The sequence below is a fragment of the Colwellia hornerae genome (assembly GCF_007954355.1).
Classification (GTDB): Bacteria; Pseudomonadota; Gammaproteobacteria; order Enterobacterales; family Alteromonadaceae; genus Colwellia_A; species Colwellia_A hornerae.
In genome coordinates, this window is record NZ_VOLR01000021.1 from 19,303 (window position 1) to 37,197 (window position 17,895).

General features: G+C 38.4%; 19 protein-coding genes. 12 read left to right on the plus strand and 7 right to left on the minus strand.

Going from position 1 to position 17,895, the window contains the following annotated elements; translation table 11 throughout:
• Positions 1 to 87: 87 nt before the first annotated feature.
• Together ESZ26_RS14365 and ESZ26_RS14370 are read left to right on the plus strand one after the other, a co-directional pair.
• Positions 88 to 1,092 carry a GlxA family transcriptional regulator gene (locus tag ESZ26_RS14365; RefSeq protein ID WP_146800157.1) on the plus strand — a complete coding sequence of 335 codons (1,005 nt, stop codon included), beginning with the start codon at positions 88 to 90 and terminating at the stop codon, positions 1,090 to 1,092.
• A gap of 160 nt (positions 1,093 to 1,252) precedes the next feature.
• Complete coding sequence (locus ESZ26_RS14370; RefSeq protein WP_146800158.1) at positions 1,253 to 2,371, plus strand: beta-ketoacyl-ACP synthase III; 1,119 nt, start codon at positions 1,253 to 1,255, stop codon at positions 2,369 to 2,371.
• 59 nt (positions 2,372 to 2,430) lie between these two features.
• Here the strand turns inward: ESZ26_RS14370 and ESZ26_RS14375 are convergent, their stop codons facing one another.
• The gene (locus ESZ26_RS14375; RefSeq protein WP_083277999.1) at positions 2,431 to 2,739 is read right to left on the minus strand and encodes an ArsR/SmtB family transcription factor; all 309 of its coding nucleotides are present in this window, start codon (positions 2,737 to 2,739) and stop codon (positions 2,431 to 2,433) included.
• A gap of 118 nt (positions 2,740 to 2,857) precedes the next feature.
• Here ESZ26_RS14375 and ESZ26_RS14380 point away from each other — a divergent pair, with 118 nt between their 5' ends.
• The 10 genes from ESZ26_RS14380 (at position 2,858) to ESZ26_RS14425 (ending at position 13,983) form a co-directional block, all read left to right on the plus strand.
• Positions 2,858 to 5,437, plus strand: a complete 2,580-nt coding sequence (locus tag ESZ26_RS14380) for an efflux RND transporter permease subunit (protein WP_223271656.1) — start codon at positions 2,858 to 2,860, stop codon at positions 5,435 to 5,437.
• 9 nt (positions 5,438 to 5,446) lie between these two features.
• Positions 5,447 to 6,238, plus strand: coding sequence for an outer membrane lipoprotein-sorting protein (locus ESZ26_RS14385; RefSeq protein ID WP_146800159.1), 792 nt, complete (start codon positions 5,447 to 5,449; stop codon positions 6,236 to 6,238).
• A gap of 130 nt (positions 6,239 to 6,368) precedes the next feature.
• Positions 6,369 to 7,673, plus strand: coding sequence for a hypothetical protein (locus ESZ26_RS14390; protein WP_146800160.1), 1,305 nt, complete (start codon positions 6,369 to 6,371; stop codon positions 7,671 to 7,673).
• Positions 7,674 to 7,814: 141 nt separating this feature from the next.
• Entirely contained in the window at positions 7,815 to 8,384 is a 570-nt protein-coding gene (locus ESZ26_RS14395) for a hypothetical protein (protein ID WP_146800161.1), read from the plus strand.
• Between the two features lie 84 nt (positions 8,385 to 8,468).
• Positions 8,469 to 9,098: a dUTP diphosphatase gene (locus ESZ26_RS14400; protein ID WP_146800162.1), complete on the plus strand. Its 630-nt coding sequence runs from the start codon at positions 8,469 to 8,471 to the stop codon at positions 9,096 to 9,098.
• Between the two features lie 234 nt (positions 9,099 to 9,332).
• A complete protein-coding gene (locus ESZ26_RS14405; RefSeq protein ID WP_146800163.1) occupies positions 9,333 to 10,007 on the plus strand; it encodes a DUF2726 domain-containing protein in 675 nt (224 codons plus the stop codon).
• Positions 10,008 to 10,351: 344 nt separating this feature from the next.
• Positions 10,352 to 11,062, plus strand: coding sequence for a 5'-methylthioadenosine/S-adenosylhomocysteine nucleosidase (gene mtnN / locus ESZ26_RS14410; protein ID WP_146800164.1), 711 nt, complete (start codon positions 10,352 to 10,354; stop codon positions 11,060 to 11,062).
• 176 nt (positions 11,063 to 11,238) lie between these two features.
• Complete coding sequence (locus ESZ26_RS14415) at positions 11,239 to 12,222, plus strand: cobalamin biosynthesis protein (RefSeq protein WP_223271657.1); 984 nt, start codon at positions 11,239 to 11,241, stop codon at positions 12,220 to 12,222.
• A gap of 5 nt (positions 12,223 to 12,227) precedes the next feature.
• On the plus strand, positions 12,228 to 12,857 hold the full coding sequence (locus ESZ26_RS14420; protein WP_146800165.1) for a trimeric intracellular cation channel family protein: 630 nt from the start codon (positions 12,228 to 12,230) through the stop codon (positions 12,855 to 12,857).
• A gap of 139 nt (positions 12,858 to 12,996) precedes the next feature.
• Positions 12,997 to 13,983 carry a sensor domain-containing diguanylate cyclase gene (locus ESZ26_RS14425; RefSeq protein ID WP_146800166.1) on the plus strand — a complete coding sequence of 329 codons (987 nt, stop codon included), beginning with the start codon at positions 12,997 to 12,999 and terminating at the stop codon, positions 13,981 to 13,983.
• A gap of 17 nt (positions 13,984 to 14,000) precedes the next feature.
• On the opposite strand, the gene ESZ26_RS14430 is transcribed toward ESZ26_RS14425, so the two are convergent.
• The 6 genes from ESZ26_RS14430 to ESZ26_RS14455 all read right to left on the minus strand — a co-directional run bounded on the left by ESZ26_RS14430 (position 14,001) and on the right by ESZ26_RS14455 (position 17,889).
• Complete coding sequence (locus ESZ26_RS14430; protein WP_146800167.1) at positions 14,001 to 14,324, minus strand: ribonuclease E inhibitor RraB; 324 nt, start codon at positions 14,322 to 14,324, stop codon at positions 14,001 to 14,003.
• A gap of 67 nt (positions 14,325 to 14,391) precedes the next feature.
• The gene (locus tag ESZ26_RS14435; RefSeq protein ID WP_146800168.1) at positions 14,392 to 14,877 is read right to left on the minus strand and encodes a hypothetical protein; all 486 of its coding nucleotides are present in this window, start codon (positions 14,875 to 14,877) and stop codon (positions 14,392 to 14,394) included.
• Positions 14,870 to 15,409, minus strand: a complete 540-nt coding sequence (locus ESZ26_RS14440) for a DUF4136 domain-containing protein (protein ID WP_146800169.1) — start codon at positions 15,407 to 15,409, stop codon at positions 14,870 to 14,872. The genes ESZ26_RS14435 and ESZ26_RS14440 overlap by 8 nt, the downstream gene beginning before the upstream one ends.
• A 184-nt stretch (positions 15,410 to 15,593) precedes the next feature.
• Positions 15,594 to 16,115 carry a nitrous oxide reductase accessory protein NosL gene (locus tag ESZ26_RS14445; RefSeq protein ID WP_146800170.1) on the minus strand — a complete coding sequence of 174 codons (522 nt, stop codon included), beginning with the start codon at positions 16,113 to 16,115 and terminating at the stop codon, positions 15,594 to 15,596.
• Positions 16,115 to 16,933 (minus strand): ABC transporter permease, encoded by an 819-nt coding sequence (locus ESZ26_RS14450; RefSeq protein ID WP_146800171.1) that lies wholly within the window; start codon positions 16,931 to 16,933, stop codon positions 16,115 to 16,117. The genes ESZ26_RS14445 and ESZ26_RS14450 overlap by 1 nt, the downstream gene beginning before the upstream one ends.
• Positions 16,933 to 17,889 carry an ABC transporter ATP-binding protein gene (locus ESZ26_RS14455; protein WP_146800172.1) on the minus strand — a complete coding sequence of 319 codons (957 nt, stop codon included), beginning with the start codon at positions 17,887 to 17,889 and terminating at the stop codon, positions 16,933 to 16,935. Before ESZ26_RS14455 ends, ESZ26_RS14450 begins: the two co-directional genes overlap by 1 nt.
• Between the last annotated feature and the right edge of the window lie 6 nt (positions 17,890 to 17,895).

Sequence of the window (17,895 nt, forward strand, 5' to 3'; positions counted from 1 at the left end):
TTAGTGTAAAAAGAAATGCCAACAATTAATTGTCGTTTTCAGCCATAAATAATACAATAACAGCCAAACTGTGCGAAAGTTATTAATATGCCACTAAAGACAAGCCGAAAAACAGTCAATGTTGCCTTGGTTTTATATGATCATATGTTAGCCACCAGCGTAAGCTTACCGATTGAAATGCTTAGAGCAGGCGAAGCTTTTGCGCGTAGAGAAGATAGGCGATCGCCTAAACTCAGTATTGAAATGGTTAGCGAACTATTAGCTCCAGTGCGAACCAGAGCACTTATTAAGCTTTACCCTGATAAAGATATTGAGCATGCCCAAAGTCCAGATTATATTTTTATTCCTAGTCTGTGGCGTAACCCTAGACCGATAATTAAAAAACACCCTAAAGTCGTTAGTTGGCTCAATAGTATGTGGCAACAGGGGTCAACGCTTATTGGTGGTGGTACTGGCGTTTGTTTTATTGCCGAATCGGGATTATTAGATCATCACCCCGCAACGACACACTGGCATTATGTTGACCAATTCAAAAGAAATTATCCACAAGTTGAGTTAAAACCAGATTTCTTTATCACCCAGTCAGAACGTATTTATTGTGCAGCAAGCTTAAATGCCTTAGCTGATATTACCGTACACATTATTCATCAAACATACGGTGAGTCAGCCGCTCAACATGTCGAGCGTAATTTTTCTCATGAGATAAGAAAACCTTATGAAGAACAACGTTATTTGGAAGGTGCAGTAGATCGCCACCCTGATGAATTAATCACTCAAATTCAATTCTGGATGCGTACTAACCTTTCATCGACATTGTCCTTAACTGAACTAGCATTACAATTTGGCATTAGCCATCGAACCTTTAGTCGGCGCTTTAAAAATGCTACTGGTGTTAAAGCTTCTCATTATTGGCAAAAATTGCGTGTAGAAATGGTCAAAGATTTACTATCAGCAAGTAATCTATCTATTCAGGAAATCGCTTTTCAAGTCGGTTACCAAGAGCAAGGACAGTTAACACGATTGTTTAAGAAACAATTAAAAATCACCCCTACAGACTATCGTGCAATGGTGCGGAAAAAACTTTTTAATTAAAGTTGAAATGTGATTAAGCAAGATAATTTTTTGGCAGTGCACTTTCAATCGTTACAGGTATAATCCGTAACACATCAATTAAAAGCGTTGAAGTGCTTGTACTTTACGATGATAAGTCTCATGGTACGACCACTAGAAAATTACAAACGGAGTAAAATACATGTCAATCGTGATAAGTGGTACGGGTCTATTCACCCCTCCACACAGTATTTCAAATGACGAATTAGTCACAGCATTCAATCAATATGTTGAAGATTACAATGCTGAAAATGCCGCCGCTATTAACAGTGAGCAGTTAACGGCTTTAAAACCGTCTTCAAGTGAGTTCATTGAAAAAGCATCGGGTATTAAAAGTCGCTACGTTATGTATAAAGACGGTGCGCTTGACCCTAAAACCATGATGCCACTTATTCCTCAGCGTAGTGATGAGCAATTATCAGCACAAGCTGAAATGGCCGTTGGCGCCGCGAGACAAGCAATGGCAGCAGCAAATAAAACCGCTGACGATATCGACTTAATCATTGTTGCTTGTTCATACACACAACGTGCTTATCCTGCAATTGCGATTGAAGTACAAAAAGAACTGGGTTGTAAGGGTTGGGCTTACGATATGCTGGTAGCTTGTTCATCGGCAACCTTCGGTATCATGAACGCTTCAAATGCTTTACATGGCGACACCGCAAAAACAGTGTTAGTGATTAACCCTGAACTAAACTTTCCACAAATAAATTTACGCGATCGCGACAGTCATTTTATTTTTGGCGATGTAGCAACGGCAATTATTGTTGAAAAACAAGCGACCGCCACCGCTGACCATTGCTTTAAAATATTAACTAAGAAGCCCATTACGACCTTTTCTAATAATATTCGTAGTAACTTTGGTCATATCAATAAGTGTGATCCAGAAACCATGCTTGATAATGACAAAATGTTTGTTCAGCAAGGACGAAAGGTTTTTAAAGAAGTACTGCCAATGGTTTCACAATTAATTACCGAGCAAATGGCAGCAGCAAATGTTGAAGCGAAAGATTTAAAAAGGTTATTTTTACATCAAGCCAATATCAACATGAACAACTTTGTCGCAAAAAAAGTATTAGGCCGTGACCCTATTGGCAATGAAGCACCTATTATTTTAGACAAGTTTGCGAATACGGCTTCAGCGGGGTCTATTATTGCCTTTCACTTGAATCATGATGACATGGTTACTGGCGATAAAGCCTTGATCTGTTCTTTTGGTGCTGGTTATTCGGCGGGCTGTATTGTTATCGAGCATATTTAATTGTGCTCTGCGGTCAAGTTACTGAGAAAACCTTGGTGACTTGACCGTTAATTAAGCTTTTAACAAAATTCACTATGTAAAAAAGTGATTAACTTTACTATCGATGGATGGGCAATTGTATAATATATTGTTTGTGATTCTCGGCGAGTTTTTACCAAGCCGTCTTTTCTCAAGCGCGCTAAATGCTGTGATAAGCTCGACTGGCTCAGATCAATAAAACCATTAAGCTCTGATACCGACATTTCTTTCTCTCCTAAATAGCAAAGTATCAATAATCTGTTTTCATTACTCATCGCTTTCAGTAACTCAGCGGCTTGGGTTGCATTACCACGCATTTCAGCTATGTCTATTTGAGTTTCATTATTCATCATCTGGGTCTTTATTGTCAGCAAAAAGTAAATATTGATTGATATTACATTAGATAGTGCTAATATAAAAGTACATTACGTTTGTCTAATATAATAATTTTTCAGTTAAGGATCACTTTTGAATTACACCAGACTACTGCAACTCGCTGTTGAGAAACCTAAACTTGTTTACACCTTAGTCTTACTGATGGTGGCAATAAGTCTGGCGATGATGCCAAACCTGAAAATAGATACCGACCCTGAAAATATGCTGAGCAGTGATGCGCCAGCACGCGTTTTTCATAACCAAACAAAAGCTAACTTTCAAATGCGCGATATGATCGTCGTTGGTATTGTTAGCCAAAATAGTATTTTTACGCCTAATGCATTGCAAGTGGTTGAGCAATTGTCGACACAGGTTTTGCAAATTGAGGGGGTTATCGCAGAAGATTTATTATCACTTAGTGTCGTTGACAATATTACTCAAGAAAAAAATAGCCAAGGTGAAAGTAACGGCATACGCTTCGAATATTTAATGAAACAGGCGCCATCCTCACTCGAAGGCAGCTTGGCCATTCAGCATGCGGTAAAACGTTTACCTATGCTTAACAACACCTTAGTATCGGGCGACAATAAAGCAATAGCGATTTATGTGCCGATTCAAGCCAAAGACATGAGCTATATTATTGCCGAAGAAATTCGCACTATCAGTAGCAATTTTCCCGCAGAGCTGGTGGCTAATCTCGACTTTCATATTACCGGTTTACCTGTCGCTGAAGACCAATTTGGCTATGAGATGTTTGTACAAATGGGCGTTGCAGCCCCGCTGGCTGGTTTGGCTATTTTTGCTTTGCTTTGGTATTTTTTCCGCAACTTTCCACTCATAATTGCGCCTATGGTCGTCGCAATGGCAACGGTGATTATTGTCATGGGTTCATTGATTGGTATGGGCTTTACTGTCCATATCATGTCATCAATGATCGCTATATTCTTAATGCCAATAGCCGTTGTTGACTCAGTTCACATTCTCTCTGAATTTGCTGAAAAATATAAAACAGGTGATAATGCTGGCGATGTAGTAAAAGGTGTTATGAAGCATTTATATACGCCAATGCTTTATACATCAATCACCTCTGCAATCGGTTTTTATTCGTTAATGCTAACCCCTATTCCGCCAGTAAAAGTCTTTGGCGCTTTTATTGGTACCGGTATTTTATTAGCTTTTGCACTAACCATTATTTACATCCCTGCTTATATCTCTCGTTTAACACCTGAAACTTTAGCCAAATTACACGACGCTATTGTGCGTATGGAGAAGAAAGGCAGACTAGCCAATGCACTGGAAAGCCTAGGTGGTTTTGCTACTCAAAAAACCAAACTTATTCTTATTGGTTTTGTTGCCTTATTTTTAGTCAGTATTGAAGGTGTTAGTCGCATTGAAATTAATGATAATCCCGTTAATTGGTTTAAAGCGGATCATGAAATTAGAATTGCTGACAAGGTACTTAATGAACACTTTGCTGGCACTTATGATGCCTGGTTAGTGTTTAGCAATAACAAGGGTGAAAATAGTGCAGCACTGGAAAAATTCAAAGCGGTACTGGCAACCTTTACTGTTAACGCCGATAGCGCAAAACAGATTAATGCCTTTATCAAAGATGCCAGTTCGGCTGAACAAGCGTCTTTATTCAATCAGAACTTACTGGTTTTATTAGATGATTTAACGTTTTCTGCCGCTGACCAAGACCAGGTTATTCTTGAACAGTTAGTCGATATTGCTGATGACGCTTTCAACGACAGCAAAGTATTTCTAGACCCCGCGTTATTAAACTGGCAAAGCGACTTTCAACAAGCGTTACTGGCAACAGGTTTAGTGGGTAAAAGTAATGGTTTGGCTGATATTGTTAAAACGGTCAATCGGGAACTTTTCTCTGGTGAAGATAAAGACTTTACCTTGCCTGAAACAAGTAATGGCGTTGCGCAAACATTGTTGCAATATCAGTCCTCTCATCGTCCACAAGACTTATGGCATTTCGTCACTAAAGATTACCAAAAAAGTCTCTTATGGCTTCAAATGAGCAGTGGCGATAATCAGCACACCACCAAAGTTGTTAATTGGACAGAGGCATACATTACTAACAATCCGATGCCAAAAAACATTAGTTATCAGTGGGCAGGTAAATCGTACTTAAACATTGTTTGGCAAGACGCTATGGTAAACGGCATGATCGACAGTTTACTTTCTTCATTTGTCATCGTTTTCTTAATGATGGTCGTGCTGTTTCGCTCTTTCAAGTACGGTATTTTAGCCATGCTGCCACTTACACTGACTATTTCGATGATCTATGGATTAATTGGCTGGATAGGTAAAGACTACGATATGCCAATCGCAGTATTGTCGGCACTGACTTTAGGGCTTTCAATCGATTTCGCTATTCACTTTTTACAACGTACTCGTGAATTAGAGAAAGAGCTGGGCAGTTTAGCACCAGCATTAGCCGCAATGTTTCAAGAACCCAGCCGAGCAATTTCACGTAATGCCATTGTTATTGCCGTTGGCTTTACCCCGTTATTACTCTCACCATTAATGCCTTATATTACCGTTGGGTTTTTCCTGGCGAGTATTATGGCGCTGTCGGCGTTAGTGACTTTAGTGCTATTACCGGCATTGATGACCCTTTTTGCTGGTAAGCAAAACCTAAAAACTGAAAAATCATAGGATATAAAGATGAAATATTTATCAAGACTATTGATACTGGTCTACTCACTTTCAAGTTTTGCTAGCCATGCTGGCGATCTAACCGATGCTAATGCAATTATTACGCAAGCAAATTTAGCCTCATATTATTCTGCTGACGATGGAAGTGCCCAAGCCCGCATGATTATTGTTGATGCGCAAGGTAATAAGCAGATGCGACAATTTACTATTTTGCGTAAAGACCAAACCGATTTAGGTAATCAAGACATCTTAGTGTTTTTCTCTCGTCCGACCGACGTGCAAGGAACGGTATTTCGTGTGGTAAAAAAAGTAGCTAGCGATGATGACCGTTGGTTATATTTGCCGGCACTCGATTTAGTAAAACGTATTTCTGCCGGCGATAAACGTACTTCATTTATTGGCGCGCATTTTTTCTATGAAGATGTTTCTGGTAGAAACCCAGCAGAAGATAATTTTACCCTGTTAAAAACTGATGATACATTTTATACCATTAAGGCTCAGCCAAAAGATCTAAACAGTGTTGAGTTTGATCACTATATCGTTAGTGTTGATAAGAGCACTTTTTTACCGATGCAAGTTGACTTCTATGACCGCCAAGGTAAAAAATCACGTTCTCTGCAAGTATTAAAAACTGCAGTCATTGATGGTTTTACTACGGTTATGCATTCAAAAATAACCCAACATTCCGATGGTAGCTATACTGAAATGCAATTTAGAAACGTTAAATATAATGTCGGCTTACCCGATGATATTTTTTCTGAACGCAGTTTACGCAACCCACCGAAAGAGTGGTTAGATTAATCAGCGAAAAGTAATGGTATAACAATTAATCTGAAGCGTTTTCAGTAGCTAGCTTAGTTTAAATACTGACATACATTCAGCATAACGATTAATATTTATATCGCCTAACAACAAAATGGACAGGTCTATTGTGCAAAAATCAGTAAAAAACTTCTTTTTTCTAATGACCAGCTTTTTTGTTGGTGGCGCAAGTTTTGCCAGTAATATTGTCGCAAACGAAACAGAAAATTGGGGTGATGAATGGAGCGAAGAAGTCGTTTCACCCTGGAAGTTTTCAGGTTTTGTTGAGGCGGGCTATGGCTATTTACTACAAGACAATATTGTTGAGTCAAACGCATCGCTCAGTGAAATCAACACACGCGTTAATCTTGATTACAGTCACGAAGCTTTTGAGCTGGTTTCAAAAGCAGAGTTAATCTATGACGACGTATTACGTGATACTTTTTTACAAACCCGCGAATTAAATATCCGTTTTAGCCCCACGGATAAAACAGATGTTAAATTAGGTCGGCAAATTCTGACTTGGGGTACCGGTGATTATATTTTCCTTAATGATTTGTTTGCCAAAAACTGGCAATCATTCTTTTCGGGCCGTGATGACCAATACCTAAAAGCGCCTTCAGATAGTGCGAAAGGTACTTGGTATGTCGGTAATTATTCACTTGATCTCACTTGGACACCTGAGTTCACCCCTGATATTTATATCACCGGCGAGCGCTTTTCGTTTTATTCGCCACAGGCCAAAGCCATTGTTGCTCCTGCGGATAAGTTTAGGGTTGAAAAAACCAATAAAGCACAATTTTCAGCACGTCTTGCGACTAACAATAACGGCGTTGAATATGCGCTATATGGCTATAGAGGCTTCTGGCCAACGCCCGTGGGTATAACAGAAAATAACAATCAGCAATTACAAGCTTACTTTCCAGCAATGAATGCCTGGGGGGCAAGTGTTCGGCTACCTGTAGCAGGCGGGTTATTTAATGCTGAATATGCCAGTTATAACAGTATTGAAGACAATAATGGCACTAACCCTTTTATTGCTAATGGCCAAAACAGATTTTTAGTCGGTTTTGAAAGCGAAGTAATTAAGAACCTTACCGCCAGTGTGCAGTTTTATGTTGAACAAACCAAACATTACCAGCAATTTATTAGCCATTCAGCTACGCCAGCAACAGACGTTGATGAAAACCGTCAATTATTAACCTTTCGCTTAACCTACAGAACATTACAGCAAAAATTAATTTACAGCGTATTTAATTTTTATTCGCCCACAGATAATGATGGTTATCTAAAACCTTCGATAGCTTATCGCTATAACGATCAATGGCTATTCTCCGCTGGGGCTAATTTATTCTGGGGTAACGAAAAATATACCTTCTTTGGTCAGCACCAACAAAACAGCAATGCTTGGCTTAGAGTAAAAGCACACTTTTAAAGGCTAAGATTACTGACCTCTTACTGACTTTTGGCGAATCTGACACTAACTTACATTTTTTTAGCATATTCTAACGATTAGATCACTGAAACTTACCCGCAATAAGATGACAATAACTAGACATCTTTTACGGGTATTATTATGAAAAAAAGCCTTATCTTCATCTGTTTCAATTTGCTACTTTCACTTAACAGTTATGCTAATACAGCCAATGATTATAGTATTTATCTTCATCAGGGCGCTAATGACAGCGATTATTACTCAAGTGTCGGTGTTGAAGTTATTCATCGTAAACGCAATAGTTATTTGGGTGTATCAGTAACCAGTTCGCTCGGCTATGCCCGTGTTACCGATACGATGAATGATCAGCATAGTTTTATTGCTTGGGAAGGAGGCATGAAAGTAGGTTACTTCGCTGATTTTAGTCTTTATGCAGAATTTGGTGTTGATCTGCTTGAACTTGCCTTTTTTGATAGAGATGACGATGAGTATTCGCATAACAACAAACGCTATAGCAGCGATTTTGAAAATGATAACTTCGACCATAGATACTCAAACAATAATATTGACGGCTATATCGGTATCGGTAGTTCATTGATGATTGGACAACTAAAGGTGACCGGATTTGTTCGTTTACGTGAAATAAGTGGTTATAACTGGCGAGCAAAAAACCATGCCTTTAGCGGAATTGAGTTAGCGGTAGTTTTTTAATTAAATTACCATCGTTTGTTTGCTTGTTTCTTTCCTCTACGGCAAAATAGTCGCAATAGATATTTACAAATAATAGAGAAAAAAATGAGCGCAAATTCAGCAGCACAAAATCAAATAAAACAAATGCTAACCATGCAAGACGCGATGAATACTCGTGTTAGTGATACCTGGCAAGAAAATGGTTATGAGTGGTATCGCGCCATTTGGGTTGAGTGTGCTGAAATGTTAGACCATCACGGCTGGAAATGGTGGAAACATCAAGCAATAGATATTGCGCAAGTACAACTAGAATTGGTTGATATATTTCATTTTGGTTTAAGCTTACGTTTAATGACTGGCGAAACCGTGGCAAGTATTACTGACACGCTAGCAGCAGAGCTCTCTGAAAGCTCAGGTGAAAAAGATTTTAAAATCGCCCTTGAAAACTTAGCCTCAGCGGCAGTTACTAACAAAAGTTTTGATGCTATTGCCTTAGCCGACTGTATGCGTTTGATGAATATGGACCTTGATGAATTATTTCGTCAATATGTTGGCAAGAACACCTTGAATTTTTTCCGCCAAGACCACGGTTATAAAGAAGGGACATACATAAAAGTTTGGCATGGCGAAGAAGACAACGAAGTATTAGCGAATTTAGTTAATACCTTAGATGCCAGTGCCAGCGATTTTCAGCAACAACTTTATGCCGCACTTGAAGCAAAATATCCAGCATAATTATTAGCTCAACATATAATAAAGACTCTGCATAAATATTAACGAGAGTCTTTTTATCCCCCTCCCCTTTTCGCCATGATGAAACAGTCCATTTTCCTTAAAACATATCGCATAAATTCTGCCTACTCAATTGATATTAAAACAATCTAGCGAAATTATAATCTATGGCACAAATTCTGCTTAACCAACTGTTATCAAGAATACCGTCAAGAATTTGAACCGCCGGAGCAGTGTATGGAATTAATTCTCTTTGCCATGATCAGCCTAATTGTTATTGTCGCTTTGTTAGCTAGCCGCTTAAACGACAATAGTTTTCCTTTTCCATTTGATAAAAAGCAAAGTCTTTTTACACCAGCAGAGAAGAATTTTCAGAATTTGCTCGAACAAGCCCTTGGTGGTAAATATCGTATTATTAATCGAGTAAAACTTGCTGACATTGTTACTATTCGTCATGGTGTGTCGAACAGAGCCAGCCAAACAGCCTCGGCGAATGCCGAAAGTAAATACTTAGACTTTGCTATTTGTGATCGTGAGAGTATGAAGCTATGTGGCGTAATTGATTTAGTTGATACCCAAGGCAAAGGCTATAAAATCAAAAAAGATTGGTTTGTCAGCGGCGCTTTAGAAGCATCTTCAATTCCTCATATTCGTATTAAAGTGAAAACTAATTATACCGTTGACGAGATCCGCGCTTGTATTTACAGCCGACTTTTAGGTAATAGACCACCAGAGCCAAAAATTAAAGGAAAAATTATTCCTGCTCCAATGTTAAAGCCTCGCCCGAGTAGAAATAGAGAAGAAGTTGGCGCCTTATCTCCTATTGCCGCTCGCGCGCAATTAGGCTCATCAACAGGTAATGCGATGTCGCAACGTATTCCTGCACCACAAGTAGCCGCATTACCTCATTAAACGCTAAAATTAACCTGTTATTAAAATAAAAAGTCAGTGATGTAAATCGCTGACTTTTTTGTTTTACCTTCAATTTACATCATAGTGTATAAAAGTATTCATGCCATAAAGGCAGGATGCCTAAGAAAGGTCATCCTGAACATATACGCTCTTTGCCATCGACGTGCAGGGACGCACTAATGCCATGAAGGCAGGATGCCTAAGAATGGTCATCCTGAACATATACGCTCTTTGCCATCCATGGCACCGCGTTATACCGTTCATCCTGAACATAAATGTACGACATTGGCGGATCTTCACGTTATAATTGTTTTATTAGAGGTAATCAACGAATTGGAAATAAAATGAAAGCAGGAATAATTGGCGCAATGGAGCCAGAAGTTGCTATTTTAAAAGCAAAATTAACCCATGCAGAAACAACCGAACATGCAGGTTATACCTTTTATCAAGGGCAACTCAACGGCAGTGATGTCGTTATTGTTCAATCGGGTATTGGTAAGGTAGCCGCGGCATTAGCAACTGCGATTTTAATTGATAAGTTTCAGCCTGATTTTATTGTTAATACTGGCTCTGCCGGCGGCTTTGAACAATCATTAAAAGTGGGCGATATTGTCATTAGTTCTGAAGTTCGCTATCACGATGTTGATGTAACCGCGTTTGGTTATGAAATGGGTCAATTACCGGGTAATCCGGCTGCTTATATTCCTCACCCTACGCTCGTTAAGGCTGCACAAGCAGGTGTTGCGGAGTTAGAAAACATTCAGACATTACTGGGTTTAATCACCACAGGTGATACCTTTATGACCGCCGATGATGACATTGCTAAAGCACGTGCAAACTTTCCAACCATGGCGGCAGTTGAAATGGAAGGTGCCGCAATCGCTCATACTTGTCATCAATTTAAGATACCTTTTGTGGTTATTCGGTCTATGTCTGATATAGCAGGTAAAGAGTCTCCTACCTCCTTTGAAGCCTATTTAGAAACAGCCTCGGTTAATTCATCTCAGCTAGTTGAGAATATGTTGAACGCATTGCAGGGTAAAAAGTTAACTTAATCCTCAAGTTCAAAGAACACCATCTCCATTAAGTTTGTGGTCTTGCTCGCACAGGAAAAATAAATCAAAGCAAGGCATCGATTAACTAATCGCTGCTCTTGGCCTTGAGAGCAACGCAGGTTTGGAGTATTTTGAACCACACAATTGAGCAATAATTTAAGGGAATTGGTATAAATATGACTGCTAATAATCTGCCAAATTTAATGGAAATCAGCCCTTTCGCCTATTCTGTTGTGATGCTTTATAGTGTTATTTTGATTAAGGTTTTTACTGGCTATTTGGCGAGTCATGAGCCTTTACAATTTTTTCGTTTATTTTGTGATCAGCTCGCCAAAAAAGTAAATAAAAGTAAAAATACTGACCGTCAGCGTTTTATTTCTGGCTTAATTGCTATTTTAGTTAGCCTAACGCCTTTAGTGATTATTCTTTGGTTATTTGAAGCTTTTGTTGAAGCCACTTGGCTTTGGCAGGGATTTTTACTTTATCTTGCTTTAGGATCTCTGCAACTAGGGAAAACAAGTAAAGAGATTGCCAAGTTAATTGTCGCCAACAAAAATTTCGAAGCTAAACAGTTATTAAATCCCTGGCTGTTGCGTAATACCGATCAGCTTTCGTCTTTAGGCTTAGCAAAGAGCTGTATTGAAATGTTATTGCTTCGAGCGGTGCAAAATTTATTCACCATTAGCTTGATATTTTTACTTTTCGGTCCACTTACTGCTTTAGTTTGTCGACTGCTCATTGAGATGCATTACAGCTGGAATAACAAACAAAAGAGTTTTCAGCCTTTTGGCGACAGTATTGCTTTTATCGTCAACATTATACAATGGCTGCCTAGCCGTATATTTTCATTAATCCTGCTATTTGGTTGTATTGGCAAAAATTTCGTTTTGTTTTATCGGTTAAATCGCCACTACTTTTTTCAATTAAATAATAGCTATGTGCTCAATTTATTTGCCTTGTCATTAGAGGTTAAACTTGGCGGCGTAGCTATGTATCAAAATATAAAATTACGTAAAGCAAGTTACAACGATCACGGCAGGCAGCCTCAAGCTACTGATATTATTCATGCCAGTAAACGTATTAGCCAAGTGTTCTATTTTTGTTTTCTATTTTTAGCACTGCTGACTTTATTCATTTACTCATTCAATATCAATAGGTAACACATATGTATGAACTACTTTACTGGTTAGATTTGTTTGGTATTGTTGTCTTTGCCCTTTCGGGTGCATTAATGGCTGGACGTTACAAACTTGACCCTTTTGGTGTTGTTGTTTTAGCTGCGGTGACGGCTATTGGCGGCGGAACCATCCGCGATATTACTTTAGATACGCCAGTCTTTTGGGTTGCCAATCCCATTTATCTTTATGTTATTTTATTGACTGCAGTGTTAACTATTATCATTATTCGCCGTCCTAAGCGCATTCCAAAACGCTTCTTGCTGATTGCTGATGCGTTTGGTTTAGCATTATTTGCTGTTTTAGGTACTGAAAAATCATTAGCTTTGGGGGCTCCTGTTTTTGTTGCAGTGGTAATGGGCACCATTACCGGCGTCGCTGGCGGAATGATCCGTGATGTAATATGTAATGTTATTCCAATGATCTTACAAAAAGAAATTTATGCTACCGCTGCAATATTAGGTGGCTCTTTATACGCTTTATTTCGATACTTGGCTTGGCCAGAAAATATCGCTATTATTTCTGCAATCATCGGCGCACTGACGCTAAGACTAGCCGCTATTTATTGGCGAGTGTCATTACCCGCTTTTCATATCGCTGAAAAAGAAGAAAGTAAATAATGGCCGCTTTGTGTTTTACAGATGTCGATAAGTTATTTGTTTCTGTTAGTTAATTAAGAGATAATAAAAGGCGAATATCTAACCGTTTAATGCTTTTATTAAGCGACTAAGCCATTATTGACACTCATCGAACTATTTTATGACTGAAAAAGATCAAATTATCGAAAAGCTTTCTGACAAAATATTATTATTAACTCAAGAAAGTGTGATTATTAAAGGTGAGAATAAGAAATTAAATGAGTCTTTGTCCGCTGCTCTAGATAGAACGGGGTTATTTATCTGGGAACAACATATACCTTCCGGGCAACTGAAAATATTAGATCAAGCATTTGGCAGCATGTGTGGCTTTGAAACCAATGAAATTGAATCAACCGTATCCTCTTGGAAAAACAACTTACACCCGGATGATAAAGAAAAAGTTATCGCGGCACTTGAAGCACATTTAGCGGGTATAACACCTTATTTTCATATGATTTACCGTATGAAGCACAAGACCGGTGATGATGTATGGGTATCTGATCGCGGCAGGGTTATTGAATTTGATGACAATAATAATCCTTTACGTATGACAGGTACACATATAGATATTACCCAAGAAAAACTTTATGAATTAGAATTAGCTCAATATGCTAATTTAGATCCACTCACTAATTTACTGAACAGAAAAGCACTGCAAAATAATTTTAAAGTTTACACCAACACCAGTAAATATAGTGGTGGTGGCTTATTTTTTATTGACTTAGACGACTTCAAATCAATAAATGATATTTATGGGCATAAAGTTGGCGATAAATTACTACTACATGTCACTAGCAATTTTGAAGCTTTAGCGCCAACAGACGCGTTAATTGCCCGATTTGGTGATGATGAATTCGCTATTATTTGTAAAACAACCAATAAACTAGCCCTTGAATCACTAGCTCAGTCGATATTAACAACATTAGCTCAACCCACTGAAATTGAAGGGATAAAAATATCAATTAATTTAAGTATTGGTATATGCGTTTTTGAAAAAAACGATAAAAACTTTGCCACTATCTATGAGAGAGCAGACAAAGCCATGTATTCAGTGAAACGAAAAGGCAAAAATCATTATGCCTTTTGGGACGACTACAAAGAAAGTTAAACGTCCAATGCCTTTACTTAAGCCTCCATTCCCCAACCATCGTTATAGCCATTATATTTTGCAGCAAGTTGTTCGAGTTGTGCTTCTTGCGCGACAATAGCATCGTAACAAGGTAGCATTTTTACAGTGCAATCCAAGTCCCAAACATTAGGCGTTTCATCAGGATGAATGACTAATTCCATTTCAGGTGCATGCTCTGCTAAATAATCAGCCATTGCTTGGGCTTGCTCTTTTTTTTCGAACAATTGAAAAAACACGACGGGATGAATAATAGACAAATCAATACCGGCATCTTGTATTTCAGCCAAAATTTGGCCTGTTTCATCATTTGGAAAGGTCATAAAAGTTATTATCTCGGTAAAAAGTGCCTTATTATAAACCGCTACTTTCTTCAACTCCACAGGAGAGTTAATTATTAATGTTGGAGTAGGTACATAAATTATGCTGACAGCTCAATTGACTATTGTTGGGATAGCGAGGACATTTTATAACTGAGTTCACTTCCTCTGCAGTTTTCGCTAATAAAGAAGCGCCAATGGTATTAATAGCGAAGGCACATGCTAACTCTCCAAAGCTAATGTTAACAAGCACACATTGTTTTTTTGAGGAGCAGGTTAAATTTTCTAGCAATATTTTTTGTTTTACCGAGGGTAAGGGTTTACTTGTTAATGTGTTCGTCTTAGCTGCGACTTTAACAAGAGAAGTTTCAATAATGGTGTTAAGTCTGTACTTATTTCTTTTTTCTTTGCTTTTTTGAGCAGCCCTTTCTTGATCAAGCTGCTGTTTTAAATGGGTTGTTGCTATTTCATGCTCTTTTAATAAATACCCTAAGCCTAATAAAATAGTAATAAAAACGACTACCGCTATCAATGTTATCGTTAACCACTTAAGCATTGTTTGTTTTACTTACATCACGAGAATGAGGATATTTATCTATCATGGCATCAATAGCCTGATAAATTTTCACTTGCACCTCTCTACTGTTATCGGTTTTAGCATTAATTTTCAAAGGGTAAACACTTCGCCAAACTGAACGCTTTTGTTCAGGGTCTATAACATCAATAATTAAACTTCCCGGTATGGTTTGCCATTGTTTTTTGTCAGCTTGCGCTTCACCGCCACGCAAACAAAGCGAACAATAAAGTACCCCTTTATTATAGGTTAATAATTCCTTAGCGTTCTCATTAACAAGGTGATAGGTAATCACGATATCAGCATCATCTAGCGTATTATAAATAAAACCATTCTTATCTAATACTTGCTCTATGGCTAATTCAATACTGTTACGCGTGGTATAACTAATATTTTGAAACTGGCCAAAGTCAGAGTTACGCTTATAAAAAGCGTAGCTGCTTACCTTTGAAAAATTAAAGTTGGTTTGATATTTTGAAATGGCCGGTTGATATGAGGTACAACCTGAGAGCATTAGTGCTGAAAAGCATAGCAAGGTTATTAAAAAAATAAGCTGAGAAGATACTGGTTGGCTATTTTTAATCAAGAATAAAAGGCATAGATAATGAAAATAATAACTTTAGCCTACCCTGCTGAAAAAAAATTACAACTATTTGCGCGAGTAATAAAATGACAGCAGAGGGTTTTTTGTAAATAACTTACATCAACACAGATAAATCAACTTGGGTAAAATCAATGACTTTTCCACCGAATTCAGCAGCGAAGGCTTGCGCATCTTTTTGTTTACTAAAGCTTGCCAGTGTTTTACCCATGGCTCCAGTTTTAATTGAGCCAGCAACGAACCATGCGCTGTGGGCATCAATAAAGTATTGATCTTTTGGTGTTTCCCACGGTGACTTGCTCATATCGTGCACTAACATAGTGGTAACATTTCGCTTATTCTCTGGGTCTAAGTAAAAACTAAACATATCACGGGTCGAGCAAAACTTTTTCACGCTATTGCCTTCAGCTTGAGTAAGACCCTTTCTAAATAATTCCCCTTTAGGACCACTAAAGTTTGAAATTAACATACCGCATAAATGGCATTCATCAGCAGACTCTATTGCCACCGCGTCATGTAACGATTGGACGACCTCGTCATTTTTAGAACACGCAGACAGTAGTACAGCCAACAATAAGGTCATCAATAAAACGAGTAAATTAGGTTTAAAAGTATTCATTAGAGTGTTTTTTTCCTGAAAATAAAAATGGCAATAACGATAGGTACAATGACCCATGCGAGTAAAATACTAAACAATTGCCCTTGCGACAAACTCGACTTTATAGCAATCGCTAAAGCGCCATTAACATCGCCACTATCTAAACCGGCAAGATTAACCAGTCTAAATATATCGGCTGGGTTTAGCATCATTAATTGGGTGAGTCCCTGCTGGCTAATGCCTTGTTCGACACCGACCAATAACGCCAGCAGCGCCAGATCAAAAACTAACGCAAAGAAAAACCAAGTGATTAAAGCAAAACCCGCTGCTTTTGATTTTTCACTTACCGATAAACTGATCAAATAAGCGATGGCGGTAAAACTTAAACCTAACAAAACAGCACTACCAATAAAGGTAGCAAAGACATTAAAAACCGCACTGTCGTTTAGTTGATAATATAAAATTAGCGCAGACGAGCCAAACCCCAAAAGAGTTGCAAGAGCAATAATACCACCTTGTCCTAGAAACTTACCTAATAACAGTTGGCTTTTACTTAAGGGATAAGTCAACAGCAATAACAAGGTACCGCTTTCTTGTTCACCAACAAAGCTGTCGTAACTGAGCAGCAATGCTATTAATGGAATAAGAAAAACCGCTAAACTGGCCAGACTCGCTATCGTTGTTGATAAAGAGGTTACGCCTACGGTCCCTGACGCTGCAGCACCAAAATAGGTTAAACCAATAGACAAAATAGCAAAAATAACGGTAATTGACACTAGCCAACGGTTACGTAAACCATCATGAAATTCTTTGTTGGCAACGGCTAATATTTGTTTCATTAACGGGGCTCCTTAGCAATATTTTTATGCTCGATATGGTCAGCTAAATGGCGTGATAAATAAAACTGATAAACTTGCTCTAAATTGGCTGAATCAACCCTGACATCTTTAATCGCTTGATAACTCAGTAATTGACGCAAAGTCGCTAATTTATCTTGCTCAGGTACTGTCAATAAATCACGATGATTGTCATCTAATAAAAATTTAGCCAATTGTCGGTCGTCTTGAAGCGAACCATTTAAACCTTCAACTTTGATGGTAACGGGCAAGGCGGCTGCTTGGCGTAACTCTGCTAACGAAGCCATAGCAAGTACTTTACCGGAAGATAATATCATCGCTCGGTCAATATGTTGTTCAACACCGGGTAAAACATGTGAACATAAAATAACACTGGTTCCTTGGCTTTTTAGATCATCAACCGTTTTATAAAAATCAGCAGTTGCGATAGGATCTAAGCCAACAGTGGGCTCATCAAGTAACAACAGTGCTGGATTGCCAATAAAGGCCTGTGCTAGCCCTAAACGTTGCCTCATCCCTTTTGAATACGTTTTAACTTGCCGTTTCATAGCATGAGCAACCCCAACTTGCTCGAGTAAAGCCATTGCATGTTTTTTGTCAAAGCCCTTAAGTTTAGCAAAATAACTTAGGACTTCTAAACCGGTTAATTGCTCATAGAAACTAACATTTTCAGGTAAGTAACCGATTTTCGCGCGCATGTGCCAAGCTTCTTTAGAGTCTGGTGCCATCCCCATCACTTCAACACTGCCATGACTTGGCGTAATAACGCCAAGAATAAGCTTCATCATGGTGGTTTTACCCGCACCATTATGACCAAAAAGCCCTAAAACTTCTCCCTGCGAAAGTTGCATATCAACAGAATCTAGTGCTGTTAATTTTGGATATTTTTTACCCACGTTAGTCAGTTTAACCAGAGGTGTTTTATCTGTAGTGTTCATCAATTT

Coding starts and splice junctions, on each gene's coding strand:
- ESZ26_RS14365 (WP_146800157.1), top strand. CDS start 88: ATGCCACTAAAGACAAGCCGAAAAACAGTCAATGTTGCCTTGGTTTTA.
- ESZ26_RS14370 (WP_146800158.1), top strand. CDS start 1,253: ATGTCAATCGTGATAAGTGGTACGGGTCTATTCACCCCTCCACACAGT.
- ESZ26_RS14375 (WP_083277999.1), bottom strand. CDS start 2,739: ATGAATAATGAAACTCAAATAGACATAGCTGAAATGCGTGGTAATGCA.
- ESZ26_RS14385 (WP_146800159.1), top strand. CDS start 5,447: ATGAAATATTTATCAAGACTATTGATACTGGTCTACTCACTTTCAAGT.
- ESZ26_RS14395 (WP_146800161.1), top strand. CDS start 7,815: ATGAAAAAAAGCCTTATCTTCATCTGTTTCAATTTGCTACTTTCACTT.
- ESZ26_RS14400 (WP_146800162.1), top strand. CDS start 8,469: ATGAGCGCAAATTCAGCAGCACAAAATCAAATAAAACAAATGCTAACC.
- ESZ26_RS14405 (WP_146800163.1), top strand. CDS start 9,333: ATGGAATTAATTCTCTTTGCCATGATCAGCCTAATTGTTATTGTCGCT.
- mtnN (WP_146800164.1), top strand. CDS start 10,352: ATGAAAGCAGGAATAATTGGCGCAATGGAGCCAGAAGTTGCTATTTTA.
- ESZ26_RS14415 (WP_223271657.1), top strand. CDS start 11,239: ATGACTGCTAATAATCTGCCAAATTTAATGGAAATCAGCCCTTTCGCC.
- ESZ26_RS14420 (WP_146800165.1), top strand. CDS start 12,228: ATGTATGAACTACTTTACTGGTTAGATTTGTTTGGTATTGTTGTCTTT.
- ESZ26_RS14425 (WP_146800166.1), top strand. CDS start 12,997: ATGACTGAAAAAGATCAAATTATCGAAAAGCTTTCTGACAAAATATTA.
- ESZ26_RS14430 (WP_146800167.1), bottom strand. CDS start 14,324: ATGACCTTTCCAAATGATGAAACAGGCCAAATTTTGGCTGAAATACAA.
- ESZ26_RS14435 (WP_146800168.1), bottom strand. CDS start 14,877: ATGCTTAAGTGGTTAACGATAACATTGATAGCGGTAGTCGTTTTTATT.
- ESZ26_RS14440 (WP_146800169.1), bottom strand. CDS start 15,409: ATGCTCTCAGGTTGTACCTCATATCAACCGGCCATTTCAAAATATCAA.
- ESZ26_RS14445 (WP_146800170.1), bottom strand. CDS start 16,115: ATGAATACTTTTAAACCTAATTTACTCGTTTTATTGATGACCTTATTG.
- ESZ26_RS14450 (WP_146800171.1), bottom strand. CDS start 16,933: ATGAAACAAATATTAGCCGTTGCCAACAAAGAATTTCATGATGGTTTA.
- ESZ26_RS14455 (WP_146800172.1), bottom strand. CDS start 17,889: ATGAACACTACAGATAAAACACCTCTGGTTAAACTGACTAACGTGGGT.